Origin of the sequence: Actinomadura sp. NPDC048032, from assembly GCF_040653175.1 — a bacterium.
Taxonomy (GTDB): Bacteria; Actinomycetota; Actinomycetes; order Streptosporangiales; family Streptosporangiaceae; genus Spirillospora; species Spirillospora verrucosospora.
This window is the reverse complement of record NZ_JBEZJP010000120.1, coordinates 1-20,099: the sequence shown is the minus strand read 5'-3', so window position 1 is coordinate 20,099 and position 20,099 is coordinate 1. Positions and strand designations below refer to the sequence as shown.

Below are 20,099 nucleotides of genomic sequence, written 5' to 3'. Positions count from 1 at the left end.
TGGTTGCGATCGCGTCCGAAGGCAGGTTCGAGCGAAGCGAGAACCTGATCGCGCAGCGAGCCGCAAGGCGAGACGAAGCGATGCAGCGATCGCCCGCCTTTATCGACGATGGAGGGCCGCCAGGCCCGAAGGAGGAGAAAAAGGCAATCAGCACAGCAACATTCGACTCAGGTATTGGCGGGCGAAGGCTCGGGTGGCGTCTTCGTCGTCGAGGGCGAGGCCGCCGCCGGGGACGAGGAGCAGCGAGACCGCGACCCGCAGCAGCACCTCGGCCACGGTGCCGTGGTCATCGGGGTCGCCGGGGCGGGCGCGGCGCAGGCGGTCGGCGAGGATGTCGCGGGCCGCGAGCATCACCGCGCCGCCGTTCATGCTGAGCTGCGGCAGGAACGCCTCGGGCTCGCTCTGCAGGACGCGCGTCATGAGCGGGTGGGTGCGGGCGTTGCGCAGGCCGACCACGAAGCCCTCGACGACGGCGTCCTCGGGGGAGGGGAGGTCCTCGGTGGCGTCGGCGATGGCGGTGAGGAAGCGGCGGCACTCCCGCAGGATCACGGCCTGGACCAGCTGCTCCTTGTTGGTGAACCGCCGGTAGATGGTGGTGCGGGCGACCCCGGCCCGCTTGGCGACGTCCTCGACGCTGACCCGGCGCAGCCCGTAGGTCTCGAACTCCGCGAGCGCGGCGTCGAGGATGCGGGTGTCGAGGTCGTCGGCGCCGGCGTCCGGCGCCGCCAGCCGGTCCCGCAGCCCCTGCGTGATGGTCGCGTCCGTGGTCATGCCCGCACCCTAGCCGCCGGACGGCCGGCGCCCCGCCACCGGATGGGACACAGTTACAATGATCGTCGTTCTGTAGTTCCGTTCCGACCCCCGGCGGTGCACATGACGGACGAGGCCGACGCGCGGACCCCGGCCCCCCTCGGACCCGGGTCGCTGACCTGGCGGTACTTCGGCGACACCCGGATGTTCCTCGTCGGCCCGCGGGCGGGCGTGCTGCAGAACATGCTCCCCGCGCTCGGCCAGGGCGTCCTGGACCACTCGGTGTTCTTCACCGAGACGTTCGCGCGGGTCAGGCGGTCCGCGGGCCCGATCCTGAACACCGTGTACGGCGGGGAGCGGTCCGGCGAGACGGGCCGCAGGGTGCGGGACTACCACCGCGAGATCAAGGGCACGATGCCGGACGGCTCCCGCTACCACGCGCTCGATCCCGAGACCTACTACTGGGCGCACGCGACCTTCCTCGACAACATGCTCTACGGCGTCGAGACCTTCATCCGGCCGCTCGGCGAGGACGAGAAGCGCCGGATCTACGAGGAGTCCAAGACCTGGTTCCGGATGTACGGGGTCAGCGACCGGGCCATGCCGGACGACTGGGAGGCGTTCCAGGCGTACTGGAAGCGGATGCTGGACGAGGAGATCGTCGCGCACAGGACCGCCCGGTACGGCGTCGGGTACGTGACCAAGGGGCTGCCGGCGCCGCCCAGGGTGCCGGCGCCGGTGTGGCGGGCGGTGTCGCCGCCGCTGAACGCGGTCGCCCGGTTCATCACGGTCGGCGGGATGCACCCGCGCATGCGCGAGCTGCTCGACCTGCCGTGGAGCGCCGCCGACGAGCGCCGGCACCGGCGGTTCGCGGCGGCCGTCCGCGCGGCGGGACGGGTGTGGCCGCTGCTGCCCGAGGCCGTCCGCTACCTGCCGCCGGCCCGCCGCGCCTTCCGCAGGGCGCGGCGGCCGGGAGCGGTCTAGGAACCCGACCGGATGCGGGCGTCGTAGCCCTTGCGCGCCTCGGGGTCGTACTCCAGGAAGATCTTGTCGAGACCGAGGCGGCGGGAGGTCGCCCGCCGGACGCGCTCGGGCAGCAGCGCGCCGAGCCGGACCTGCGTGCCGAGCTTCTTCGGCACGGCGACCTGCGGGCGCGGCCTGCCGACCAGCTCGACGACCGCGGCGGCGATGTCCTCGGGCTCGCAGTTCTTCTGCCCCTTCGGGCTGCGCGTCCCCGCGGTCAGCTCGGTGTTGGTGAAGGTGGGCAGGACGGCGCTGACGTGCACGCCGCGGTCCGCCACCTCCAGCCGGGTCGCCTCGGTGAACCCGACGACGGCGGCCTTGCTGGCGTTGTAGAGCGCGAGGCCGGGGGTGAACATGACGCCGGCGAGCGAGGCGATGTTGATGACGTGGCCCCGGCCGCGCGGCAGCATCCGGTCGAGGGCGAGCTTGGTGCCGAGCATCACGCCGTGCACGTTGATGTCGATGCAGCGGCGGGCGTCGGCGTCGCTCTCGTCGGTGACCGGCCCGATCGGCATGATGCCCGCGTTGTTGACGACGACGTCGAGGGGCCCGGCGGCCTCCTCGGCCCTGTCGAGGAAGGCGGTGAACGACTCGCGGGACGTGACGTCCAGGGCGAGGCCGGTGACGCCGAGCGACTCGGCGGCCTCCTTGACGGCGGTCTCGTCGATGTCGCCGATGACGACGGTGGCGCCCCTGGCCTTGAGGGCGCGGGCGGTGGCGAGGCCGATCCCCCGCGCGGCCCCGGTGATGGCGACGACCTTGCTCATGTTCACTGCTCCAGTCGGTCGAGGCGGACGGGGAGCCCGTCCTTGGGCGAGGGAAGGGACGTGGTGTCCAGGGGCCATTCGTAGCGGGCGGGCACGCTCCAGCGGTACCGCAGGAGCATCTGGTGCAGGATCGTCCTGACCTGCATTCCGGCGAAGTGCAGCCCGATGCACTTGTGCGCGCCGCCCCCGAACGGCGCCCAGGCGTACTTGTGGACCTTGTCCTCGCGGCGCTCCGGGGAGAACCGCTCGGGGTCGAACTCGTCGGGGTCGGTCCACCAGTCGGCCATGTGGTGGTTGCTGAGCATCGGCACCACGACGGTCGTCCCGGCGGGGACGTGGAAGCCGAGGATGGAGGTGTCCTTGACGACCTTGCGCGGGAGCGCCGGGACGGGCGTGACCAACCGCATCGACTCCTTCATCACCATGTCGATGCCGGTGAAGGCGTCCAGGTCGTCGAAGCCGGGGCTCTCCTTGCCGAGCTCCAGGGACTGCTCGCGGAGCCGCTCCTGCCACTCGGGGTACTTGGCCAGGTAGTAGGCCATCGTCGTCAGCGTGATGGTGGTGGTGTCGTGCGCCGCCATCAACGCGAAGATCATGTGGTTGACGACGTCCTCGTCGGTGAACCGCTCGCCGTCGTCGGTCTCGGCCTGGCAGAGCGCCGAGAACAGGTCGCTCCCGTCGCCCCGGCGCTTGGCGGGCAGGTGCCGGTGGAAGAACTCCTCCAGCACCTTGCGCGCCTGGAGGCCCTTGTGCCAGCGCAGGCCGGGCACCGGGAAGCGGACGTAGGCCGTCCCCGCCCGGACGGCGTCGATGAACGCGCCGTTGACCCGCGCCCGCTCGGCGTCGTCGAGCTCGACGCCCATGAAGACGTCCACCGCGAGGTCGAGCGTGAGCTTCTTGATGTGGTCGTAGACCTTGAAGCCCTGCCCGGGCTTCCACGACTCCACGCCCCTGACGATGCCGGGGGCCATCGCGTCCATGTAGGAGCGCAGCCGGGGGCGGGTGAACGCCTGCTGCATGATGCGGCGGTGGTGCAGGTGCTCCTCGAAGTCCAGGAGCATGATGCCGCGGTTGAAGAACGGGCCGATGAAGTAGCTCCACGCGGGCCCGTTCGCGAACGCCTTGTCGCGGTTGACCAGGACGACCTCGGCGGCCTCGGGGCCGTGGACGGTGACCATCCGCTGGCCGAGCAGCCATCCCCAGGCGACCGGGCCGTACTCGGCGTACCGCTTGCGGGCCATCCCGATCGGGTCGCGCATCACCGCGAGCGTGCTGCCGATGTAGGGGACGCCGGGGACGCCGGGCACCGGTTTCAGGTCGCTGCCCTGCGGCGGCGGCGCGAGAACACTCGTCATGACCCCTCCGGACGGGTGCAACAAATGCGCGAATTCTGTCGCTTTGTTCTAACGCAACGGCCGCCTGTAAGTCCAGACTTATCGGCGGTGACTTGGGCGTCAGCGGGCCTCGCGGGCGGGCGCCGCCTTGAGGAGCCGCCGCCGCGCGGCGTCCGTCAGCGGCCGGTACGCGCCCGCCTTGTCCCGGTAGAAGGCGCGCCCGTCCCCCGCCGGCGGGACTCCCTCGTCCCGTAGCGGCGCCGTCCGCAGCCGCCGTCCCGCCGTGACGGGCACCTCGTCCACGATCCGCACGATCGCGGGCCGCAGCCCCGGCTCCACCCGCAGCAGCGCCTCGGACAGGTCCACCGGCTTGACGACGCCCTCGGCGGAAGACCCGGGGGCGCCGCGCAGGCTGACGGCTGCCGCGGCCAGTTCCGTGTCGCCCACCGGGATCCCGTAGACGGCGACGGCGTCGACGTAGGGCAGGTCGCCCAGCGCGTCCCGGATGGGGCCGGGCGGGACGATGCCGTCGGCCGTGCGGATCAGCTCGGTCTCCCGGCCGACGAGCCAGAAGTCGCCGTCGGCGTCCCGCCGGAACAGGTCCCCGGTGATCGTCCAGGCGTCCTCGGGGCGGAACACGCCCCGCACGGGACGGGCCGCCGACCCGATCGCCGAGAGCCGCACCCGGGCGAGCAGCATGCCGATCTCGCCGGGCTCGCAGGGGACGGCGAACCCGTCCGGCCCCTCGGCGAGCCGGCCGTTCTCCAGGTCGTAGCGGGCCAGGCGCACCCCGGCGCTGCCCGGCAGCGGCCGCCCGAGCGACCCGGGCTTCTTGCCGCTCAGGTTGACCAGCACCGACTCGCCCTCGGTGGAGGCGTAGAACTCCAGGACCCGCGCGGGCGCGAACCGCTCCTCGACCCGCTGCCACAGGTTGCGCGGCATGCCCGACCCGATGAACAGCCGGACGGCGTGGTGCCGCTCGGCCGGGTCCGGCGGCGCGTTCACGAGCTCGCGCAGCAGCGTCCAGGTGTAGGAGGCGACGGTCACGCCGTAGCGCCGCGCCTCGTCCCAGAACGTCTCGGGGTCGTACTCCTTGCGGGGGGACGACCCTCCGCTCCCCCCGGGATCGGCGTGGGCGCTCGCCAGGGCCAGTCGCGCACCGCCCGCGACGGCTCCTCCGAGGCTCATCAGCAGCGCGGACGGATGCTGGAGCGGCGTGAGGCTGTAGACGGTGTCGGACGAGGACAGGGAGGCCGAGGACGCCGTCCCGAACGCCGACAGGGCCCACCGCCGGTTGGTGATGCGGCTGGCGCGCAGCTGGTCCCCGTCACCGCGGAAGACCACGAACGCCAGGTCGCCGGCCCGGCCCGGGTTGGGCCGGTACCAGCCGGGAAGCTCGACCCGGTCCGGGTCGATGGCCTCCATGTCCATCAGCGGACCGCGCTCGCCGCGTCCCGCGCCGCCCAGCAGGAAGCCGGGCACGTCCTCCAGCCCCGCGGCGGCCGCGGCGTGCTCGGGGTCGGCGATGACCCGCGTGACCTGGCCGAGCCGGGCCTCGGCGGCCGGGTCGCCGTCGGGCCGCAGCAGCACCGCGACGGCGCCGAGCCGGTTGAGCGCGGCGACGAGCGCGAGCGCGGTCGGCCGGGTGCCCATCAGCACCCCGACCGCGTCGCCGCGCCGCACCCCGATGTGGATCAGGCCGCGGACCACGGCGTCGATGCGGCGCCTGGCGGCGTCGTGGGTGTGCCCGCGCCCCTGGTAGAGGAAGAAGACCTCGTCCGGCATGCGGCGGGCCTGCTCGTCCAGCAGCAGCCCCATGGACATGCGGGTGTCGGACTGGATGCGCTCCAGCCGGGCCAGGCGCGGCAGGTTCTGCGCGGCCTCCCCGCCGAGCTGGCGGGTACCGTGCACGGCCCGCGAGGCCGTCCGGTACGCCGAGCGGGCGGCGCTCGCCCCGACGCCCATGGCGAGCTGGAGGCCGTACCCGGCGGGGCCGCCCGGGAGCCCGGCGGACGCGGCCTCCTCGTCCCCGGCGACGGGCACGACGATCTCGGGGAGCTCCGCCTCGCCGTCCCGCCAGCGCGCCCACGCGGCGACGGCCGGCCACGTCCGCGCGATGGCGAGGCTGCCGACGACGAGCCCGAAGTGCCCGGCGCGCAGGGACGCCTCGTACACCTGGGCGCGCGGCGCGGCACGGCGGATCCCGCGCACCATCGGCGGCGCCGCGATCTCGTCCACCTCCCCGACGAACGTCAGGACGGGGCAGGTGATGTCGGCGAGCGTGACGAGCCGGTCGCCGATGAGGAACCCGCCGGTCAGCATGCGGTTGTGCTGGATGAACTGGCGGATGAACTCCGCCAGCGCCGGTCCGGGCCACGACACCCAGCCCTCCCGCTCCAGGAAGCGGCGCTGGCGCTCCCGGGGCGCGAGCCGCTCCCGGTCGTGGAGCTGGAGGATGAAGTCGACCCGGGAGCGCACCGACTTCACGGGGCTGAGGAGCTGGAACCCGAGCCGCGTGACCCAGCCCGGCACCGCGAACCCGCCGAGCAGGGCGTCGGGGATGCGCTCGACGCCCTCGGACGCGAGCCAGCTCGGCAGCCCGAACGGCAGCCCGACGCTGGTGTCGGCCGGGCTCCCGAACGTCACCACGGACGCGACGCCCTCGCTGCGCCGGTACGCGGCGGCCTGGTAGACGAACATGCCGCCCTGCGAGTACCCGGCGAGGTGCACGTCCCGCCCGGTGGCCGCCCGGATCCGGTCCACCGCGTCGCTGACGGCCAGCACGTGGTCGCTGACCGTCCGCTCCAGCCCGCCGGGCTCCCGCTCGGGCGCCCCGAAGTCGACCACCCACGGGTCGACGCCGAGGTCGCGCAGCACGCGCACCGCGCTGACCCGCGAGGAGATGTCGTACACCTCCGCGGTGATCATCAGCGGCGGGACGAGCAGCACGACCGGCCCGCCGCCCGCGCCGGGGAAGTAGTGCCGCAGCCGGTAGACGCGCTGCTCGGTCACCACCTCGCAGGGCGAGGCGTCCTCGTCGGTGTCGAACCCTCCGAACCGGGCGACCTCCAGGGCGTTCTGGGCGGTGGAACCCAGGCGGGAGCCCAGCTTCAGCAGCGTCTTGGCAACAGCCGGCATCATGGCCCTCTCACAGCGTCAACGCCATGTTGTCCTGTTATCACCGGCTTTAGCAATCAGCTGATGATCCGCGCGCCCTCCAGGTGGCCGCCCTGCAACCGCTCCCACATGTACCTGCGGCGGGGCTTGCCGCTGGAGGTGCGCTGGATCAGGCCGGTGCCGACGACGATGGTCAGCTCCACGTCGTCTCCGAGCCGGCGCCGCAGCATCTCGCGCACCCCGCCGATCCAGGTCTCCTCCTGCGTCTCGGCGAACAGCGCGAGCCCCTTGCGCCCGGCGCCGGGGACGCCGACCACGACGATGCGGCCCTTCCCGAGCCCGCTCACCTCGGCGATCTTGGATTCGAGGTCCTCGACGTAGACCGAGCGCCCGCGCACCTTGATGCTGTCGCCCATCCGCCCGAGGACGAACAGCTGCCCCTCGTGGAAGAACCCGGCGTCGCCGGTGTAGACCTTCCCGTCCATGAACCGGGTCGACTTGGCCTCGGCCCCCGCGAAGTACCCCGGGCACGCCGACGGTCCCCCGACGACGATCTCGCCGAGGAGGCCGCTCTCCAGCTCGTTCCCCTCGTCGTCGACGATGGCGACGGGCACGTCGTCCTCGGGCGTCCCGCAGCCGACGACCCAGCCGGCCTTGGCGCCGAGGGACTCCGGCCCGAGCGGGTGCTGCTCCAGGATCCGGACGGGCTGCCCGAACGCCAGCGCCTCCGGGTCGGGCCGGACCGCCAGGGGGTGGCGCGGGACGTCGTCCATGGTGACGAGCAGCGTCGTCTCGGCCATCCCGTAGGCGGGCTTGAACATCGTCCGGGAGAACCCGAACGGCTCCATGAGCTGCGCGAACACCTCGAGCGTGTGCGGGTCGATGGGCTCGGCGCCGATCAGCGCCATCTTCCACCCGGACACGTCGAGCCCCTCCAGCTGCTCGGGCTTGACCCGCCGCGCGCAGTAGGCGTACGCGAACGGCGGCGCCGCCGTGTGGGCCGCCTCCCCGAAGCACCGCAGCCACCGTGCCGGGTCGCGGATGAAGTGGTCGGGCCGCATCAGCTTCAGCGTCCCCTGCCGCGCGATGGGCGTGAGGAAGCAGCCGATCAGCCCCATGTCGTGGTAGAGCGGCAGCCAGGAGGCCACCACGTCCCCGTCCTCGTAGCCGGCCTCCCGCGCGATCAGATCGCTGTTGGCCTCCAGGTTCTCCCAGGTGACCATGACGCCCCGGGGGGACCCGCTGGACCCGGACGTGAACTGCAGCAGGGCGAGCTCGCCGGCGGGCCGGACCTCGGCCTCCTCGTCGGCCTTGCGGGGCCGCCACGGCTCCCCGTCCAGGCCGGCGCCTGCCATGGCCCGCCTCGCGTAGTCGGCCAGCCCGTCGGAGGCCACGACCAGCGCCGGCGACGCCTGGCGCAGGATCGCCGCCACGTGCGCGACGTAGTCGTCGCCGTCCTGGAACAGCGGCGGAGTGATCAGGCACACCGTGGCGCCCGCGGCCCAGACCGCGAAGTACGTCTCGACGCAGGTGAAGTCCGTGGGCAGGATCAGGCACACCACGTCGCCCGGCCGGACGCCCTCCTCGACCAGCGCCCCCGCGGTGCGCCGCGCGGCCGACGCCAGCTCACCGTAGTCGCGGAACTCCCAGCCGCCGTCGTCGGCCGCCAGGTGGACGCCGCGTCCGGTGTTCGGCTTGTCCAGCCAGTCGCGCAGCGCAGATGGCATCGTGTCCCCTTCACAGGAAAGGCTCGCGCCCGTACATGACTCGCGGGTAACTTCACCAGGGCGGCGCGACGCCGTCAACCGGTTCGATCAGCCGAAGAGACCGCCCGGTCATTCGGGGGCGTCCTCCAGGGCCCCTCACCCGGAGGCGGACACCTTCCGAGCCGCCGCCAGCCGGGCCACGAGCCGGGCCGCGACCCGCCATCCGAGCAGCGCGGCGCCGAGGAACACCGAAGCCACGATCACGAACGCGAGAGCGGTGCCCTGCCCGGACACGACCCGCAGCACCATTCCCACGGCCACGGACGAGACCCAGATCCCGACCCCGGCCGGAAAGACCTCCTCAGGCCGCCGCCAGGCCCGCAGAAGACCCCATCCGGCGCCGAGCCCCACGAGGAACGGCCAGGCGGTGGACAGGAACCCGCCCAGGCTGGCCGCCTCCTCATGCGAAGCCCGCCCGATGGCGACGAAAACGAGCACGCAGAGAACGTCGGCGACCGCACCCAAGACCTTCCTCACCCCTCCAGGCTAAGGGCCGCCGCCTGCGCTCTTGCCGCCGGGGAGCAGCCGCGCCATCATCGCGCGATGGACCTCGACCGGGCCTGCTTCCGCCGCGCCTCGCGCCCGGCCGACGACCTGTCATACGGCTGGGGTTCCCAATCGCAGTGGCGGACGAGCTTCCCCCGTTTCTACGCCGACGAGGCCGGCCTGCACCTCAACTGGGACGGCGCGATCGACATCGGCGAGGACCCTCCGCACCGTCCGGCCGGCCGCCTGGAGGATGAGGTCCCGCTGGACGAGCGCCGTGAGCTGCTGCTGCACCGCTGCTTCGTCCGCCCCGCCCTCCCCCTCGACGAGGACGACCGTTTCCCCTACAACGACCGCCTGAGCCTCACCACAGCGGAGTGGCCGATGAATCCGGATGCGATCGTGCGGACACAAAGACCCGAGTAGAACGCTCCCACATCAGGTCGTGCCGACCGTCGGGGCCGGTGATGCCGCCGCACTCCCGGAGACCTCACCGCTGGACCCGCCGGCGGGGCGACCGGGAAGGGCGAGGGCCGCGATGACACCCACCAGGGTCAGGGCGGCCGACACGGCGACGGCGGCGCGCAGGCCGGCGGCGGCGCCGCTGCCGGACGCCGCGACGCCGACGAGCACGGCCAGTCCGACGCCCACCCCGATCTGCATGGCGGTGTTGGCCATGCCGCCGGCGATGCCCTGCTCCCGCGCGTCCACGCCGGTGGCCGCTGCGGCGAACTGGGTGGGATAGATCGTGCCCATGCCCATCCCGTACACGGCGATCCCGGCCAGGACGGTGAGGTACGAGCCGTCGGCCATCATTCCGGCCGCCAGGAGGGCGCTGCCCCCTGCCCCGAGCAGGAGCGCGGTGATGAGGGTGCCGCGGATGCCGATGCGCAGCATCAGCCGTCCGGCGGCGAAGTTCCCCAGGGCGATCACCGCGGACAGGCCGAGGAACGCCAGTCCCGCCCGCAGGGCCGTGTAGCCCAGCACGTCCTGGAAGTACAGGGTGAGGAAGTACACGACGTTCTGCATGGTCGCCCCGAACACGAAGATGATCACAAGGGCGGGGGCCAGGTCGCGGTCGCGCAGGAGGCGCAGCGGCATCAGCGGGCTGCGGCTGCGCGCCTCGACGGCGAGGAAGGCGGCCAGCAGGCCGAGCGCGAGCAGGGCCCCGACGGCGAACTCCGCGGAGGTCCAGCCCGTGTCGGGGACCTCGGCGATCGTGTACACGAGGAGGGTGGCGCCCGCGGTGCCGGTGACCACGCCGGGCAGGTCGTACCCGCGGCCGCGGTCGACCGGTCCGTCCGCCGGCAGCAGCCGGAACGCGGCGGCGGCCGCGGCGGCCACCAGCGGCACGTTCACGAGGAACACGGCCTCCCAGCCGAACGCGTGGGTGAGGACGCCGCCGAGGAGCGCCCCGGCGCTGAGCCCTCCGGCGCCGGCCATGGCCCACACCCCGAGCGCCCTGAGCCGTTCGCGTCCCTCCGCGAACATGGTGTTGACCTGCGCGAGGGTGGCGGGGAACACGATCGCGGCGCCGACCCCCTGGATCGCGCGGGCGGCGACGAGCGTGCCCGGGGAGGTGGCGAGGCCGCCGAGCAGGGACGCGCCGCCGAACGCGACCATGCCGAGGACGAACATGCGGCGGCGTCCCAGCAGGTCGCCCGAGCGGCCGCCGAGCAGCAGGAAGCCGCCGAAGAACACGGCGTAGGCGCTGATCACCCACTGGGCCGAGCCCTCGGAGAAGCCGACGTCGCGGACGAGGTCGGGCAGCGCCACGTACACGATGGTGAAGTCGAGCGAGGTGATGAGGCTGGAGAACGCCAGCAGGGCCAGGCTCAATCCCGGCCTGGGCGCGGAACGCATGATGGACCTTCTTCGGTAGAGGTTCTGGTGCCGTCGCCCGACTATGCGGCGGGCCGCTTACCGCCCGCTTTCCCTCCGCCTACCGTCCCCCGGGCGCCGCCGTAGGCCCCGGTCAGGGCGATATCGTGGGGATCATGCGTTTCGGGGTGCTCGGACCGCTGGCGGTCTGGACGGCCGACGGCACCCAGGTCGCGGTCCGGGGGCTGAAGGTCCGGGCGCTGCTGGCCGATCTGCTCGTCCAGGACGGGCGGCCGGTGTCGGCGGACCGGCTGATCGACGATCTGTGGGGGCCGGCGCGTCCGGCGGACCCGGCGGGGGCCCTGCAGGTCAAGGTGTCCCAGTTGCGCCGGGCGCTGGAGGACGCCGAGCCGGGCGGCAGGGATCTGGTGGTGTACCAGGCGCCGGGGTATCTGCTGCGGGTCGCTTCCGAGGCGGTGGACGCGGGCCGGTTCGCCGCGCTCGTCGCCCGGGCGCGGGAGACCTCCGACCCTCGGGCCAGGGCCGCGCTGCTCACCGAAGCGTCGGCCCTGTGGAGGGGCCCCGCCTACGCCCCCTTCGGCGACGAGCCGTTCGCGCGGGCCGCGATCCTTCGCCTGGAGGAGCAGCGGCTGGCGGCCGTGGAGGATCTCGTCGAGGCCCGGCTCGCCCTGGGCGAGCACAGCGCGCTGGTGGGCGAGCTGCGCGACCTCGTGGCCCGCCACCCCCTCAGGGAACGGCTGCACGCCGCCCTGATGCGCGCTCTGTACGGGGCCGGAAGGCAGCACGAGGCCCTGGACAGCTTCGGGGAGCTGCGCGACCGGCTGCGCGAGGATCTGGGTCTGGATCCGAGCCCCGAGCTGGCGGATCTCCGGCAGGCGATCCTCACCCGGGACCCGGACCTGGCGCCCGGGCGCCCCCGGACCAACCTGCCCGCGCCGCCCGGCGAGCTGATCGGCCGCGAGGAGGCGGTCCGCGAGGTGCGGGCGCTGCTGGAGCGGTTCCGTCTCGTCACGCTCACGGGGCCGGGAGGGGTCGGCAAGACCCGGCTGGCCCTGGAGATCGCCGCCGGGGCTCTCGACGCGTTTCCCGACGGGGTGTGGTCGGTCGGTCTCGGCGGTCACGACCGGCCGGACGCGCTGGCGGACGCGGTCGCCGCCACGCTCGGCGTCCGCGACGACGCCGGTGGAGGAGCCGTCCCCGCCGCCGACCGGGTCGCCTGTGCGCTGCGCGGCAGGCGGCTGCTGCTGGTGCTCGACAACTGCGAGCACCTGATCGAGCCCGCGGCGGATCTGGCGCACCGGCTGCTGGCGGCGGCGCCGCAGGTGCGGATCCTCACGACGAGCCGGGAACCGCTGGGGGTCGGCGGTGAGGCGATCTGGTCGGTGCCGCCGCTGGAGCCGCCCGGCGAGGCGGAGGAGGCGGGCCCGTCGGCCCTGCGCCGGTCCAGCGCCGTCCGCCTGTTCGTCGCGCGTGCCGCCGCCGCGTCTCCCGGTTTCGCTCTCACCGCCGGCAACGCCCGCGCCGTCGCGGCGATCTGCCGCCGTCTCGACGGCATCCCGCTGGCGCTGGAACTGGCGGCCACGCGGGTCCGCGCGCTCGGCGCGGACGAGCTGGCGGCCCGGTTGGACGACCGGTTCCGGCTGCTGTCGGCCGGCCGGCGGGACGTCCCGCGGCGGCAGCGGACGCTGCGCGCGGCGATCGACTGGAGCTGGGACCTGCTGACCGGGCCGGAGCGCGCCGTCCTGCGGCGGTTGTCGGTGCATGCCGACGGCTGCTCGCTGGAGGCGGCCGAGGCGGTCTGCGCCGGGGACGGGGTCGCGGTCGAGGACGTCGCGGAGCTGCTGTCCCGCCTGGTCGACCGCTCCATGGTCGTGGTCTCCGACGGCGTGCGCGGCCACCGCTACCGGCTGCTGGAGTCCGTCGCCGCCTACTGCGCCGAGCGCCTGCGGGAGGCCGGCGAGTCCGAGCAGGCCCGAGCCCGGCGCGACGGGTACCACGTCGGGTTCGCGGAACGGGCGGCGGAGCGACTCCGCGGCCCCGACCAGCGGCGTTGGCTCCAGCACCTGGACCTGGAACACGCCAATCTGCGCGCCGCCATCGAGAGCACCGTGCGGCACGACCGCCCGGATCTCGCGCTGCGCCTGGTCAACGCGATGGCCTGGTACTGGTTCCTGCGCGGGCGGCTCAGCGAGGGGCGCCGCCTGCTGGATCTGGCGCTCAGCCACGACGGCACGGCGCCGTCCTCCTCACGCGCCGCGGCCGGGGCGTGGCGGACGGGCATGGAGATGCTCGGCCGCCATGGCATCGACCGGACGCGGCAGGTCGAGGCGGCGCTGGAACCCTACGACCGCCTGGACGACCCGGACGGCCGGGCCCGAGCGGAGTGGTTCCTCGCCGAGATCCTGCTGGGCGGCGCGGACTCGGCCACGGGCGAACGGCTGGCGCGGCGGGCCCTTGCCGCCTTCGGCGAGGCCGGGGACCGCTGGGGCACGGCGGCCTCGCTGACCACGCTGGCCCACTACGCGCTGATCCGCGGGGATCTGGACGCCTGCGCGCGCCACACCGAACAGGGCGCGGCGCTCTTCGACGAGCTCGGCGACCGCTGGGGCCGGTTGAGGGCCGCCGATCTGCGAGGCAGGCTCGCCGAGATCCGCGGCGACCTCCAGGGCGCCGCCCGTCTGCTCCGCGAGGGGCTGCGGCTGGCCGAGGACCTAGGGATCTGGACGCAGGTCTCGTACCTGCTGTCCGGGCTCGGCAGGATCGCGATGATGACAGGCGACCTGGCCGGGGCGGAGCGGCTCCACGAGAAGGCCATGCGGCTGGCGACCGAGCAGAGCAACCGCCCCGGAGAGGTGTTCGCCGAACTGGGCCTGGCGATGGGGGCGCGGCGGCAGGGCCGGCTGGACGTGGCGGAGAAGCTCTTGCGCGACGCGCTCGACTGGCAGCGGCGCGTCGGTTTCGACCCCGGTGTAGCGCTCACCCTGTCAGAACTGGGCTTCGTGGCCGAGCAGCGCGGCGACGCCGGAGCCGCCCGCGAGGCGCACCTGGAGGCCCTGGCCGTAGCGCGCCGCACCGGCGACCCGCGGGCGGCGGCGCTGGCGCTGGAAGGGCTGGCGGCCGCCCACACCCTGGCGGGCGAACACCACCGGGCCGCGCGTCTGCTGGGCGCGGCCACCGCAGCGAGGGAGGCGACGGGCGCCCCAAGACCCGCAGCCGCCGGCACCGACGTGGACCGCACCATGAAGGCCCTGCAAGCCGCCCTAGGCGAGCAGACCCTGAACGCCGAACTCCAGCAAGGCCGCACCACCCCCATCCCCGCCACCCCCGCACCCTGACCGGGAGCAAAGCGGAGGGGCACGAGGGCCGCGAGCCGGGGGAGATCGAAGACCGAAGCCCGAGGGAGGGCGAAGGGCGAAGCCCGAGAGGGGCCGAAGGCCGAGGCCCGAGGGAAAACGAAGGCCGAAGCCCGAGGGAAATCAAAGACCGAAGCCCGAGGGAAATCAAAGACCGAAGCCCGGGGGAGATCGAAGACCGGAACCCCGGGGGAAGTCGATGGGCGAAGCCCGAGGGGGGTCTAGGGGCGAAGCCCCAGGGGCGGGCGGGTGGGGGAGGCGGAGGAACAGGGGGCTCCGGGGGATCGTCCCCCGGGCGAAATGCGAAAGGTCCCCCGGAAGCCGCAAGCGGCGACCAGGGGACCCCAGACCAGTAGCGGGGGCAGGATTTGAACCTGCGACCTCTGGGTTATGAGCCCAGCGAGCTACCGAACTGCTCCACCCCGCGGTGATGTCTTAAGTCTATGGCATGGGAGGGGGTGGTTCGTACGGGGCGCTCATCGGGTGCAGGCGGGGACGGCGCCTTTGCCGCTCGTGAGGGCGTTGAGGGCCTGGACGGCGTCGTGGAGGGTGTCGGCGCGGACGAGGCGGAGGCCGTCGGGGCGGGAGCCGGCGGCGTCGGCGCAGTTGTCCTTGGGGGTGAGGAAGACGGTGGCGCCGGCCCGGCGGGCGGCGATCATCTTCTGCTGGATGCCGCCGATGGGGCCGACCTTGCCGTCGGGGGTGATGGTGCCGGTGCCGGCGACGAATTTGCCCTGGGTGAGGGCGCCGGGGGTGAGCTTGTCGACGATGGCGAGGGAGAACATGAGGCCGGCGGAGGGGCCGCCGATGTCGCCGATGCTGATGTCGATCTTGAAGGGGAACTTGTACTGGTCGGAGAGGACGATGCCGACGACGGCGCGCTTCCCGCTGGGGTCGGCGACGGTTTTGAGGGTGGCCTTGGCCTGCTTGCCGTCGCGGATGTAGGTGAGGGTGACGGGGGCGCCGATGGGGCGTTTGGCCATGGTGCCGGTGACCTGGGAGACGCTGGTGACGGCGGCGCCGTCGAGGGTGGTGATCTCGTCGCCGGGCTTGAGGACGCCGTCGGCGGGGCGCCCCTTCTGGACGCCGTCGACGACGACGCGGGTGGTGAGGGGGACGCCGAGTTCGTGGAGGGCGGCGGCCTCGGCGTTCTGCTGGGAGTCCTGCATCGCCCGGGTGTTCTCCTGGTCGACCTGCTTGGGCGACTCGTTCTTCGGGAAGATCGTCTCTTCGGGGACGATGGCGGTGTCGCCGGCGAACCAGCCGCGCAGGGCGGTGAACAGGTCGATGCGCCCGCCGGGGCCGCCGCGGTAGGTGACCGTGGTGAAGTTGAGGTGGCCCTGGTCGGGGTAGGTCTGGCGGCCTTCGATCCGGATGAGGGGCTGGCCTTTGTCGTTCGTGCCGAGGGTGTTGCTCGTGGGGCCGGGCATCAGGGCGACGTAGGGGACGCGCATGACGGAGCCGACGAGGGCGAGCACGAGGACGAGCACGCTCGCGAGGCTGAGCGTGGCGGCACGACGAGACATGCCGGAAACTCTATGCGGTTCGGGCCCTCAGCAGGCCCCGACCCACTCGTCGCCTCCGTCGGCGAAGGCCTGGTGCTTCCAGATGGGGACGGTGGCCTTGAGGTCGTCGATGAGGCGGCGGCAGGCGGCGAAGGCTTCTTCGCGGTGGGGGCAGGACGCGGCGACGACGACGGCGATGTCGCCGACCCGCAGGTCGCCGACGCGGTGGACGGCGGCGAGGCCGAGGACGGGGAAGTCGGCGGCGACCTTCTCCATGACGGCGCGGAGTTCGCGCTCGGCGGTGGGGTGGGCGCTGTAGGAGAGGGCGGTGACGGCGCGCGCGTGGTCGGTGTCGCGGACGGTGCCGGCGAAGACGGCGGTGCCGCCGGCGCCGGAGGCGCCGACGGCGGCGTACACCTCGTCGACGGACAGGGGCGTGTCGCGCACGCCGATCAGCCGGATGACGTCTCCGCCGGCAACGCTTTGGCTCACGTCCCGCAGGCTACCTCTCCGGGGCGGCGCCGTTCACTCGGGTGCGCCGGGCTCGTCGGGTTCGAGGGTGGCGGCGAGGGCTTCGGCGAGGGCGGGGACGAGGTCGGGTCCGGTGAGGACCTCGTCGTCGGCGTCGTGGCGGCGCAGCCGGAGGGCGGAGTGGCGGGCGCCGTCGCGCAGCACGCCGACGATCATGCGTACGTCCTCGCGCTTGGGGTGGGACGCGGCGAACTCGGCGGCCTGGGCCTCGTCCTCGGGGATCTGCTCCTCGACCTCGGGCGGCAGGACGATCCGTTCGAGGACGAGGGCGCAGCCTTCGACGGTGTCGGGCCAGGCGATGGTGGCGAGGGCGTCCTCGACGCCGGCCTGGTCGGGCAGGGCGGGCTGTTCGAGGGCGGCGAGGGTGTCGGCGCCTTCCCGCAGGCCGAGCTGCTCGGCGAGTTCGGGCTCGGCGCGGCGCAGTTCGGAGCTGCGGACAAGGGCGTAGATGCGGGGCGCGCTGTCCCAGCCCTCTTGGGCCGAGTGACGTTCTAGGTCCAGCACGACTTCTTCCAGAAGACTCACGGGCCCATCTTTCCCCCATTCAGCCCGGGGAAGTGCGGGAACCCCCGTCCCAGTCGGTAAGTTGCATCTACAGCACCGGCGGGCGGCCGGTGGGAGAGATCTCGATCGGAGGGGCCACTTGACCTTCCGGACTCCCGGTTTCGGGCGCCGGCTCGGTACCGGACGGACGCGGCCGCTGCTGCCGGTCCTGGTGGCGCTGGCCGCGCTGCTGGTGGCGTTCCTCACGTTCACGGCCGTGTACACGGACCTGCTGTGGTACCGCTCGATCGGCTTCTCGTCGGTCTACACGACGCAGCTGCGGGCGAAGGTGGTCCTGTTCTTCGGGGCGGGGCTGCTGATGGCGCTGGTGGTGGGCGCGAACGTGGCGGTGGCGTACCGGCTGCGCCCGGCGTACCGGCCGCTGTCGGTGGAGCAGCAGGGCCTGGAGCGCTACCGGGCGGTGATCGACCCGCGGCGGCGGCTGATCGCGTGGGGGCTGCTCGGGGTGCTGGGGATGCTGACGGGGTCGTCGGTGGCGGGCCAGTGGCCGGTGTGGCTGGCGTTCCTGAACCGGACGCCGTTCGGCGTGAAGGATCCGCAGTTCCACAAGGACGTCTCGTTCTACGTCTTCACGTACCCGTTCCTGCGCCTCGTCATCGGGGTGGTCTTCGCGACGGTGATCTTGTCGATCCTGGCCGCGGTGATGGTGCACTACCTGTACGGGGGGCTGCGGCTGCAGGGGCCGGGCGACAAGGCGAGCCCGCCCGCGCGGGCGCACCTGTCGGTGCTGTTCGGGTTGTTCATCCTGCTGAAGGCGGTCGCGTACTGGTTCGACCGGTACGGGCTGGTGCATTCGGAGCGGGGGGTGGCGACGGGCGCGTCCTACACGGACGTGAACGCGCTGCTGCCGGCGAAGACGATCCTGGCCGTGATAGCCCTGCTGTGCGCCGCCATGTTCTTCGGCAACCTGCTGCGGCGCGGCATGATGCTGCCGGGCGTCGGGTTCACGCTGCTGGTGCTGTCGGCGATCCTGCTGGGCGGGGTGTACCCGCTGCTGATCCAGCAGTTCCAGGTGAAGCCTGACGAGCTGGCCAAGGAGCGCCAGTACATCCAGCGCAACATCGAGTTCACGCGCAAGGCCTACGGGGTGGACGGGGCGCGGGTCGTCCCGTACGGGTCGCAGCCGGTGACCGACAAGAAGGCCCTCCAGGACGAGGCCGCCAAGCTCGGGCAGAGCGGGGTGCGCGTCCTCGACCCGAACGTGGTGGGCGAGACGTTCCAGCAGTTGCAGCGGATCCGGCCGTTCTACCGGTTCCCCGACACGCTGGACGTGGACCGCTACCAGGTCGACGGCAAGCTCGTCGACACGGTGGTGGCGCTCCGCGAGCTCTCCGGGGCGCCGGTGGGGCAGCGCAGCTGGGTGAAGGACCACATGGTCTACACGCACGGCTACGGGTTCGTCTCCGCGTACGGCGACCGTTTCGACTCGACCGAGCCGGCCTTCATCACCCCGGACATGCCGGCGTCCCCGAACCAGCCGATCAAGGTGGCGCAGCCGGAGATCTACTTCGGGGAGCGCTCGCCGCGGTACTCGGTGGTCGGCGGGCGCGGCCAGCAGGAGCTGAACTACCCGGACAACAGCCCGTCGGGGCAGCAGAGCAGCACCTACGACGGCCAGGGCGGGGTGCCGGTCGACTCGTTCGCGCACCGGCTGCTGTACTCGGCGAAGTTCCAGGACAAGAACCTGCTGCTGTCGGGCGCGATCAACAAGAACGCGAAGATCCTCTACGACCGGTCGCCGCGGCAGATGGTGCAGAAGGCGGCGCCGTGGCTGACGCTGGACGGCGACCCGTACCCGACGGTGGTGAACGGCCGGATCCTGTGGGTGGTGGACGGCTACACGACGTCCGACAGCTACCCGTACTCGGAGGAGATGAGCCTCGGGGAGGCCACCCGCGACACGATCACCGACACGCGGTCGGCGGTGGCGCGGCAGGCCAACGACCACGTCAACTACCTGCGCAACTCGGTGAAGGCGACGGTGGACGCCTACGACGGCACGGTCCACCTGTACCAGTGGGACGAGAACGACCCCATCACCAAGACGTGGATGAAGGTGTTCGACGGCACGGTGCAGCCGCGGTCGTCGATCCCGCCGGAGCTGGAGTCGCACTTCCGCTACCCGCAGGACCAGTTCAAGGTCCAGCGGAAGATCCTCACGAAGTACCACGTGACGGACCCGTCGGCGTTCTACAACGGGGAGGGCTTCTGGGAGGTGCCCGAGGACCCGTCCGCCAAGGGCAGGCAGCAGCCCCCGTACTACCAGAGCCTGCGGATGCCGGGCCAGGACGCCCAGTCCTTCTCGCTGACCACGGTGTTCAACCCGCGCGGCAACCCCCAGCTCGCCGCGTTCATGTCGGTGGGGTCGAACCCGGGGCGCGACTACGGGCAGATCCAGATCCTGCAGATGCCGCGCAACGCGCAGCCGGCGGGGCCGGGCCAGGTGCAGAACTCCTTCGAGACCGATCCGAAGGTGAAGGCCGACCTGTTCGCGTTGCGGCAGGGCGGGACGAAGACCGTCGCGGGCAACCTGCTGACGATCCCGTTCGGGGGCGGCCTGCTGTACGTGGAGCCGATGTACACGAAGGCGGCGGGCGGCTCCGAGCAGCAGCCCTACCCGATCCGCGGCAAGATCCTCGTGCGGTACGGGGAGAGCATCGCCGCGGCCGACACGCTCGACGAGGCGTTGAAGCAGGTGCTCGGCGGCGCCGGGGCGCCGGCCCAGCCGGGTCCGCAGGCCCCGCCGGGCCAGGAGCTGAGCGCGTCGGCGCAGAAGGCGATCGACGATCTGAAGGCCGCCGTGGCCGACTACGAGAACGCCCAGAAGAAGGGCGACTACCCGGGCATGGGCGAGGCCTGGAAGCGGATCAAGGACGCGCAGGCCGCGCTGTCGGCCGCGGGCAAGGAGGAGCCGAAGACCTCCCCGAGCCCGTCGCCGAGCCCGTCGGCGTCGCCGTCCGCCTCGCCGAGCGCCACGCCCCCGGCGAGCTGCCGATGTCGATCCACCGCTGGAGCTTTTCCAGGTCCGCCTCGGGCCATGCGCCGTCGCACGGCATTCGCC

14 protein-coding genes and 1 tRNA gene are annotated in these 20,099 nt (G+C 72.9%); 4 read left to right on the top strand and 11 right to left on the bottom strand.

Annotation, left to right across the window (positions count from 1 at the left end; translation table 11 throughout):
- Positions 1 to 147: 147 nt before the first annotated feature.
- Positions 148 to 771: a TetR family transcriptional regulator gene (locus AB0C69_RS18160; RefSeq protein WP_360354732.1), complete on the bottom strand. Its 624-nt coding sequence runs from the start codon at positions 769 to 771 to the stop codon at positions 148 to 150.
- A gap of 102 nt (positions 772 to 873) precedes the next feature.
- Here AB0C69_RS18160 and AB0C69_RS18155 point away from each other — a divergent pair, with 102 nt between their 5' ends.
- Positions 874 to 1,734, top strand: a complete 861-nt coding sequence (locus tag AB0C69_RS18155; protein ID WP_360354729.1) for an oxygenase MpaB family protein — start codon at positions 874 to 876, stop codon at positions 1,732 to 1,734.
- Here the strand turns inward: AB0C69_RS18155 and AB0C69_RS18150 are convergent.
- The 5 genes from AB0C69_RS18150 to AB0C69_RS18130 all read right to left on the bottom strand — a co-directional run bounded on the left by AB0C69_RS18150 (position 1,731) and on the right by AB0C69_RS18130 (position 9,234).
- Complete coding sequence (locus AB0C69_RS18150) at positions 1,731 to 2,540, bottom strand: SDR family NAD(P)-dependent oxidoreductase (RefSeq protein WP_353831777.1); 810 nt, start codon at positions 2,538 to 2,540, stop codon at positions 1,731 to 1,733. The genes AB0C69_RS18155 and AB0C69_RS18150 overlap by 4 nt on opposite strands.
- 2 nt (positions 2,541 to 2,542) lie before the next feature.
- Positions 2,543 to 3,895 carry a cytochrome P450 gene (locus AB0C69_RS18145; RefSeq protein ID WP_360354726.1) on the bottom strand — a complete coding sequence of 451 codons (1,353 nt, stop codon included), beginning with the start codon at positions 3,893 to 3,895 and terminating at the stop codon, positions 2,543 to 2,545.
- Between the two features lie 99 nt (positions 3,896 to 3,994).
- Positions 3,995 to 7,015: an AMP-binding protein gene (locus AB0C69_RS18140; RefSeq protein WP_360354724.1), complete on the bottom strand. Its 3,021-nt coding sequence runs from the start codon at positions 7,013 to 7,015 to the stop codon at positions 3,995 to 3,997.
- 53 nt (positions 7,016 to 7,068) lie between these two features.
- Positions 7,069 to 8,718, bottom strand: a complete 1,650-nt coding sequence (locus AB0C69_RS18135; protein WP_360354722.1) for an AMP-binding protein — start codon at positions 8,716 to 8,718, stop codon at positions 7,069 to 7,071.
- Positions 8,719 to 8,853: 135 nt separating this feature from the next.
- A complete protein-coding gene (locus AB0C69_RS18130; RefSeq protein ID WP_353831773.1) occupies positions 8,854 to 9,234 on the bottom strand; it encodes a DUF3054 family protein in 381 nt (126 codons plus the stop codon).
- A gap of 66 nt (positions 9,235 to 9,300) precedes the next feature.
- On the opposite strand from AB0C69_RS18130, the gene AB0C69_RS18125 reads away from it, so the two are divergent.
- Positions 9,301 to 9,669, top strand: a complete 369-nt coding sequence (locus AB0C69_RS18125; RefSeq protein WP_360354718.1) for a hypothetical protein — start codon at positions 9,301 to 9,303, stop codon at positions 9,667 to 9,669.
- Between the two features lie 12 nt (positions 9,670 to 9,681).
- Here AB0C69_RS18125 and AB0C69_RS18120 read toward each other — a convergent pair whose 3' ends face one another.
- Positions 9,682 to 11,106, bottom strand: coding sequence for an MFS transporter (locus AB0C69_RS18120; protein ID WP_360354715.1), 1,425 nt, complete (start codon positions 11,104 to 11,106; stop codon positions 9,682 to 9,684).
- 134 nt (positions 11,107 to 11,240) lie between these two features.
- Between AB0C69_RS18120 and AB0C69_RS18115 the strand changes: the two genes are divergently transcribed.
- Positions 11,241 to 14,420, top strand: coding sequence for a BTAD domain-containing putative transcriptional regulator (locus AB0C69_RS18115; protein WP_360354713.1), 3,180 nt, complete (start codon positions 11,241 to 11,243; stop codon positions 14,418 to 14,420).
- Between the two features lie 371 nt (positions 14,421 to 14,791).
- On the opposite strand, the gene AB0C69_RS18110 is transcribed toward AB0C69_RS18115, so the two are convergent.
- The 4 genes from AB0C69_RS18110 to AB0C69_RS18095 form a co-directional block, all read right to left on the bottom strand.
- Positions 14,792 to 14,865 (bottom strand) — tRNA-Met (locus AB0C69_RS18110).
- A gap of 49 nt (positions 14,866 to 14,914) precedes the next feature.
- Positions 14,915 to 15,964 (bottom strand): PDZ domain-containing protein, encoded by a 1,050-nt coding sequence (locus AB0C69_RS18105; RefSeq protein ID WP_360354711.1) that lies wholly within the window; start codon positions 15,962 to 15,964, stop codon positions 14,915 to 14,917.
- Positions 15,965 to 15,991: 27 nt separating this feature from the next.
- Complete coding sequence (locus tag AB0C69_RS18100) at positions 15,992 to 16,435, bottom strand: molybdenum cofactor biosynthesis protein MoaE (RefSeq protein WP_360354708.1); 444 nt, start codon at positions 16,433 to 16,435, stop codon at positions 15,992 to 15,994.
- A 33-nt stretch (positions 16,436 to 16,468) separates the two neighbouring features.
- A complete protein-coding gene (locus AB0C69_RS18095; protein ID WP_345184433.1) occupies positions 16,469 to 16,999 on the bottom strand; it encodes a PPA1309 family protein in 531 nt (176 codons plus the stop codon).
- Between the two features lie 118 nt (positions 17,000 to 17,117).
- Between AB0C69_RS18095 and AB0C69_RS18090 the strand changes: the two genes are divergently transcribed.
- Positions 17,118 to 20,099, top strand: a 2,982-nt coding sequence (locus AB0C69_RS18090) for a UPF0182 family protein (protein WP_360354704.1), incomplete at its 3' end; no start/stop codon positions are given.

What these genes read in the sequence shown, in the direction of transcription:
- AB0C69_RS18160 (WP_360354732.1), bottom strand. Translation starts at nt 771, where the DNA reads ATGACCACGGACGCGACCATCACGCAGGGGCTGCGGGACCGGCTGGCG.
- AB0C69_RS18155 (WP_360354729.1), top strand. Translation starts at nt 874, where the DNA reads ATGACGGACGAGGCCGACGCGCGGACCCCGGCCCCCCTCGGACCCGGG.
- AB0C69_RS18150 (WP_353831777.1), bottom strand. Translation starts at nt 2,540, where the DNA reads ATGAGCAAGGTCGTCGCCATCACCGGGGCCGCGCGGGGGATCGGCCTC.
- AB0C69_RS18145 (WP_360354726.1), bottom strand. Translation starts at nt 3,895, where the DNA reads ATGACGAGTGTTCTCGCGCCGCCGCCGCAGGGCAGCGACCTGAAACCG.
- AB0C69_RS18140 (WP_360354724.1), bottom strand. Translation starts at nt 7,015, where the DNA reads ATGATGCCGGCTGTTGCCAAGACGCTGCTGAAGCTGGGCTCCCGCCTG.
- AB0C69_RS18135 (WP_360354722.1), bottom strand. Translation starts at nt 8,718, where the DNA reads ATGCCATCTGCGCTGCGCGACTGGCTGGACAAGCCGAACACCGGACGC.
- AB0C69_RS18125 (WP_360354718.1), top strand. Translation starts at nt 9,301, where the DNA reads ATGGACCTCGACCGGGCCTGCTTCCGCCGCGCCTCGCGCCCGGCCGAC.
- AB0C69_RS18120 (WP_360354715.1), bottom strand. Translation starts at nt 11,106, where the DNA reads ATGCGTTCCGCGCCCAGGCCGGGATTGAGCCTGGCCCTGCTGGCGTTC.
- AB0C69_RS18115 (WP_360354713.1), top strand. Translation starts at nt 11,241, where the DNA reads ATGCGTTTCGGGGTGCTCGGACCGCTGGCGGTCTGGACGGCCGACGGC.
- AB0C69_RS18105 (WP_360354711.1), bottom strand. Translation starts at nt 15,964, where the DNA reads ATGTCTCGTCGTGCCGCCACGCTCAGCCTCGCGAGCGTGCTCGTCCTC.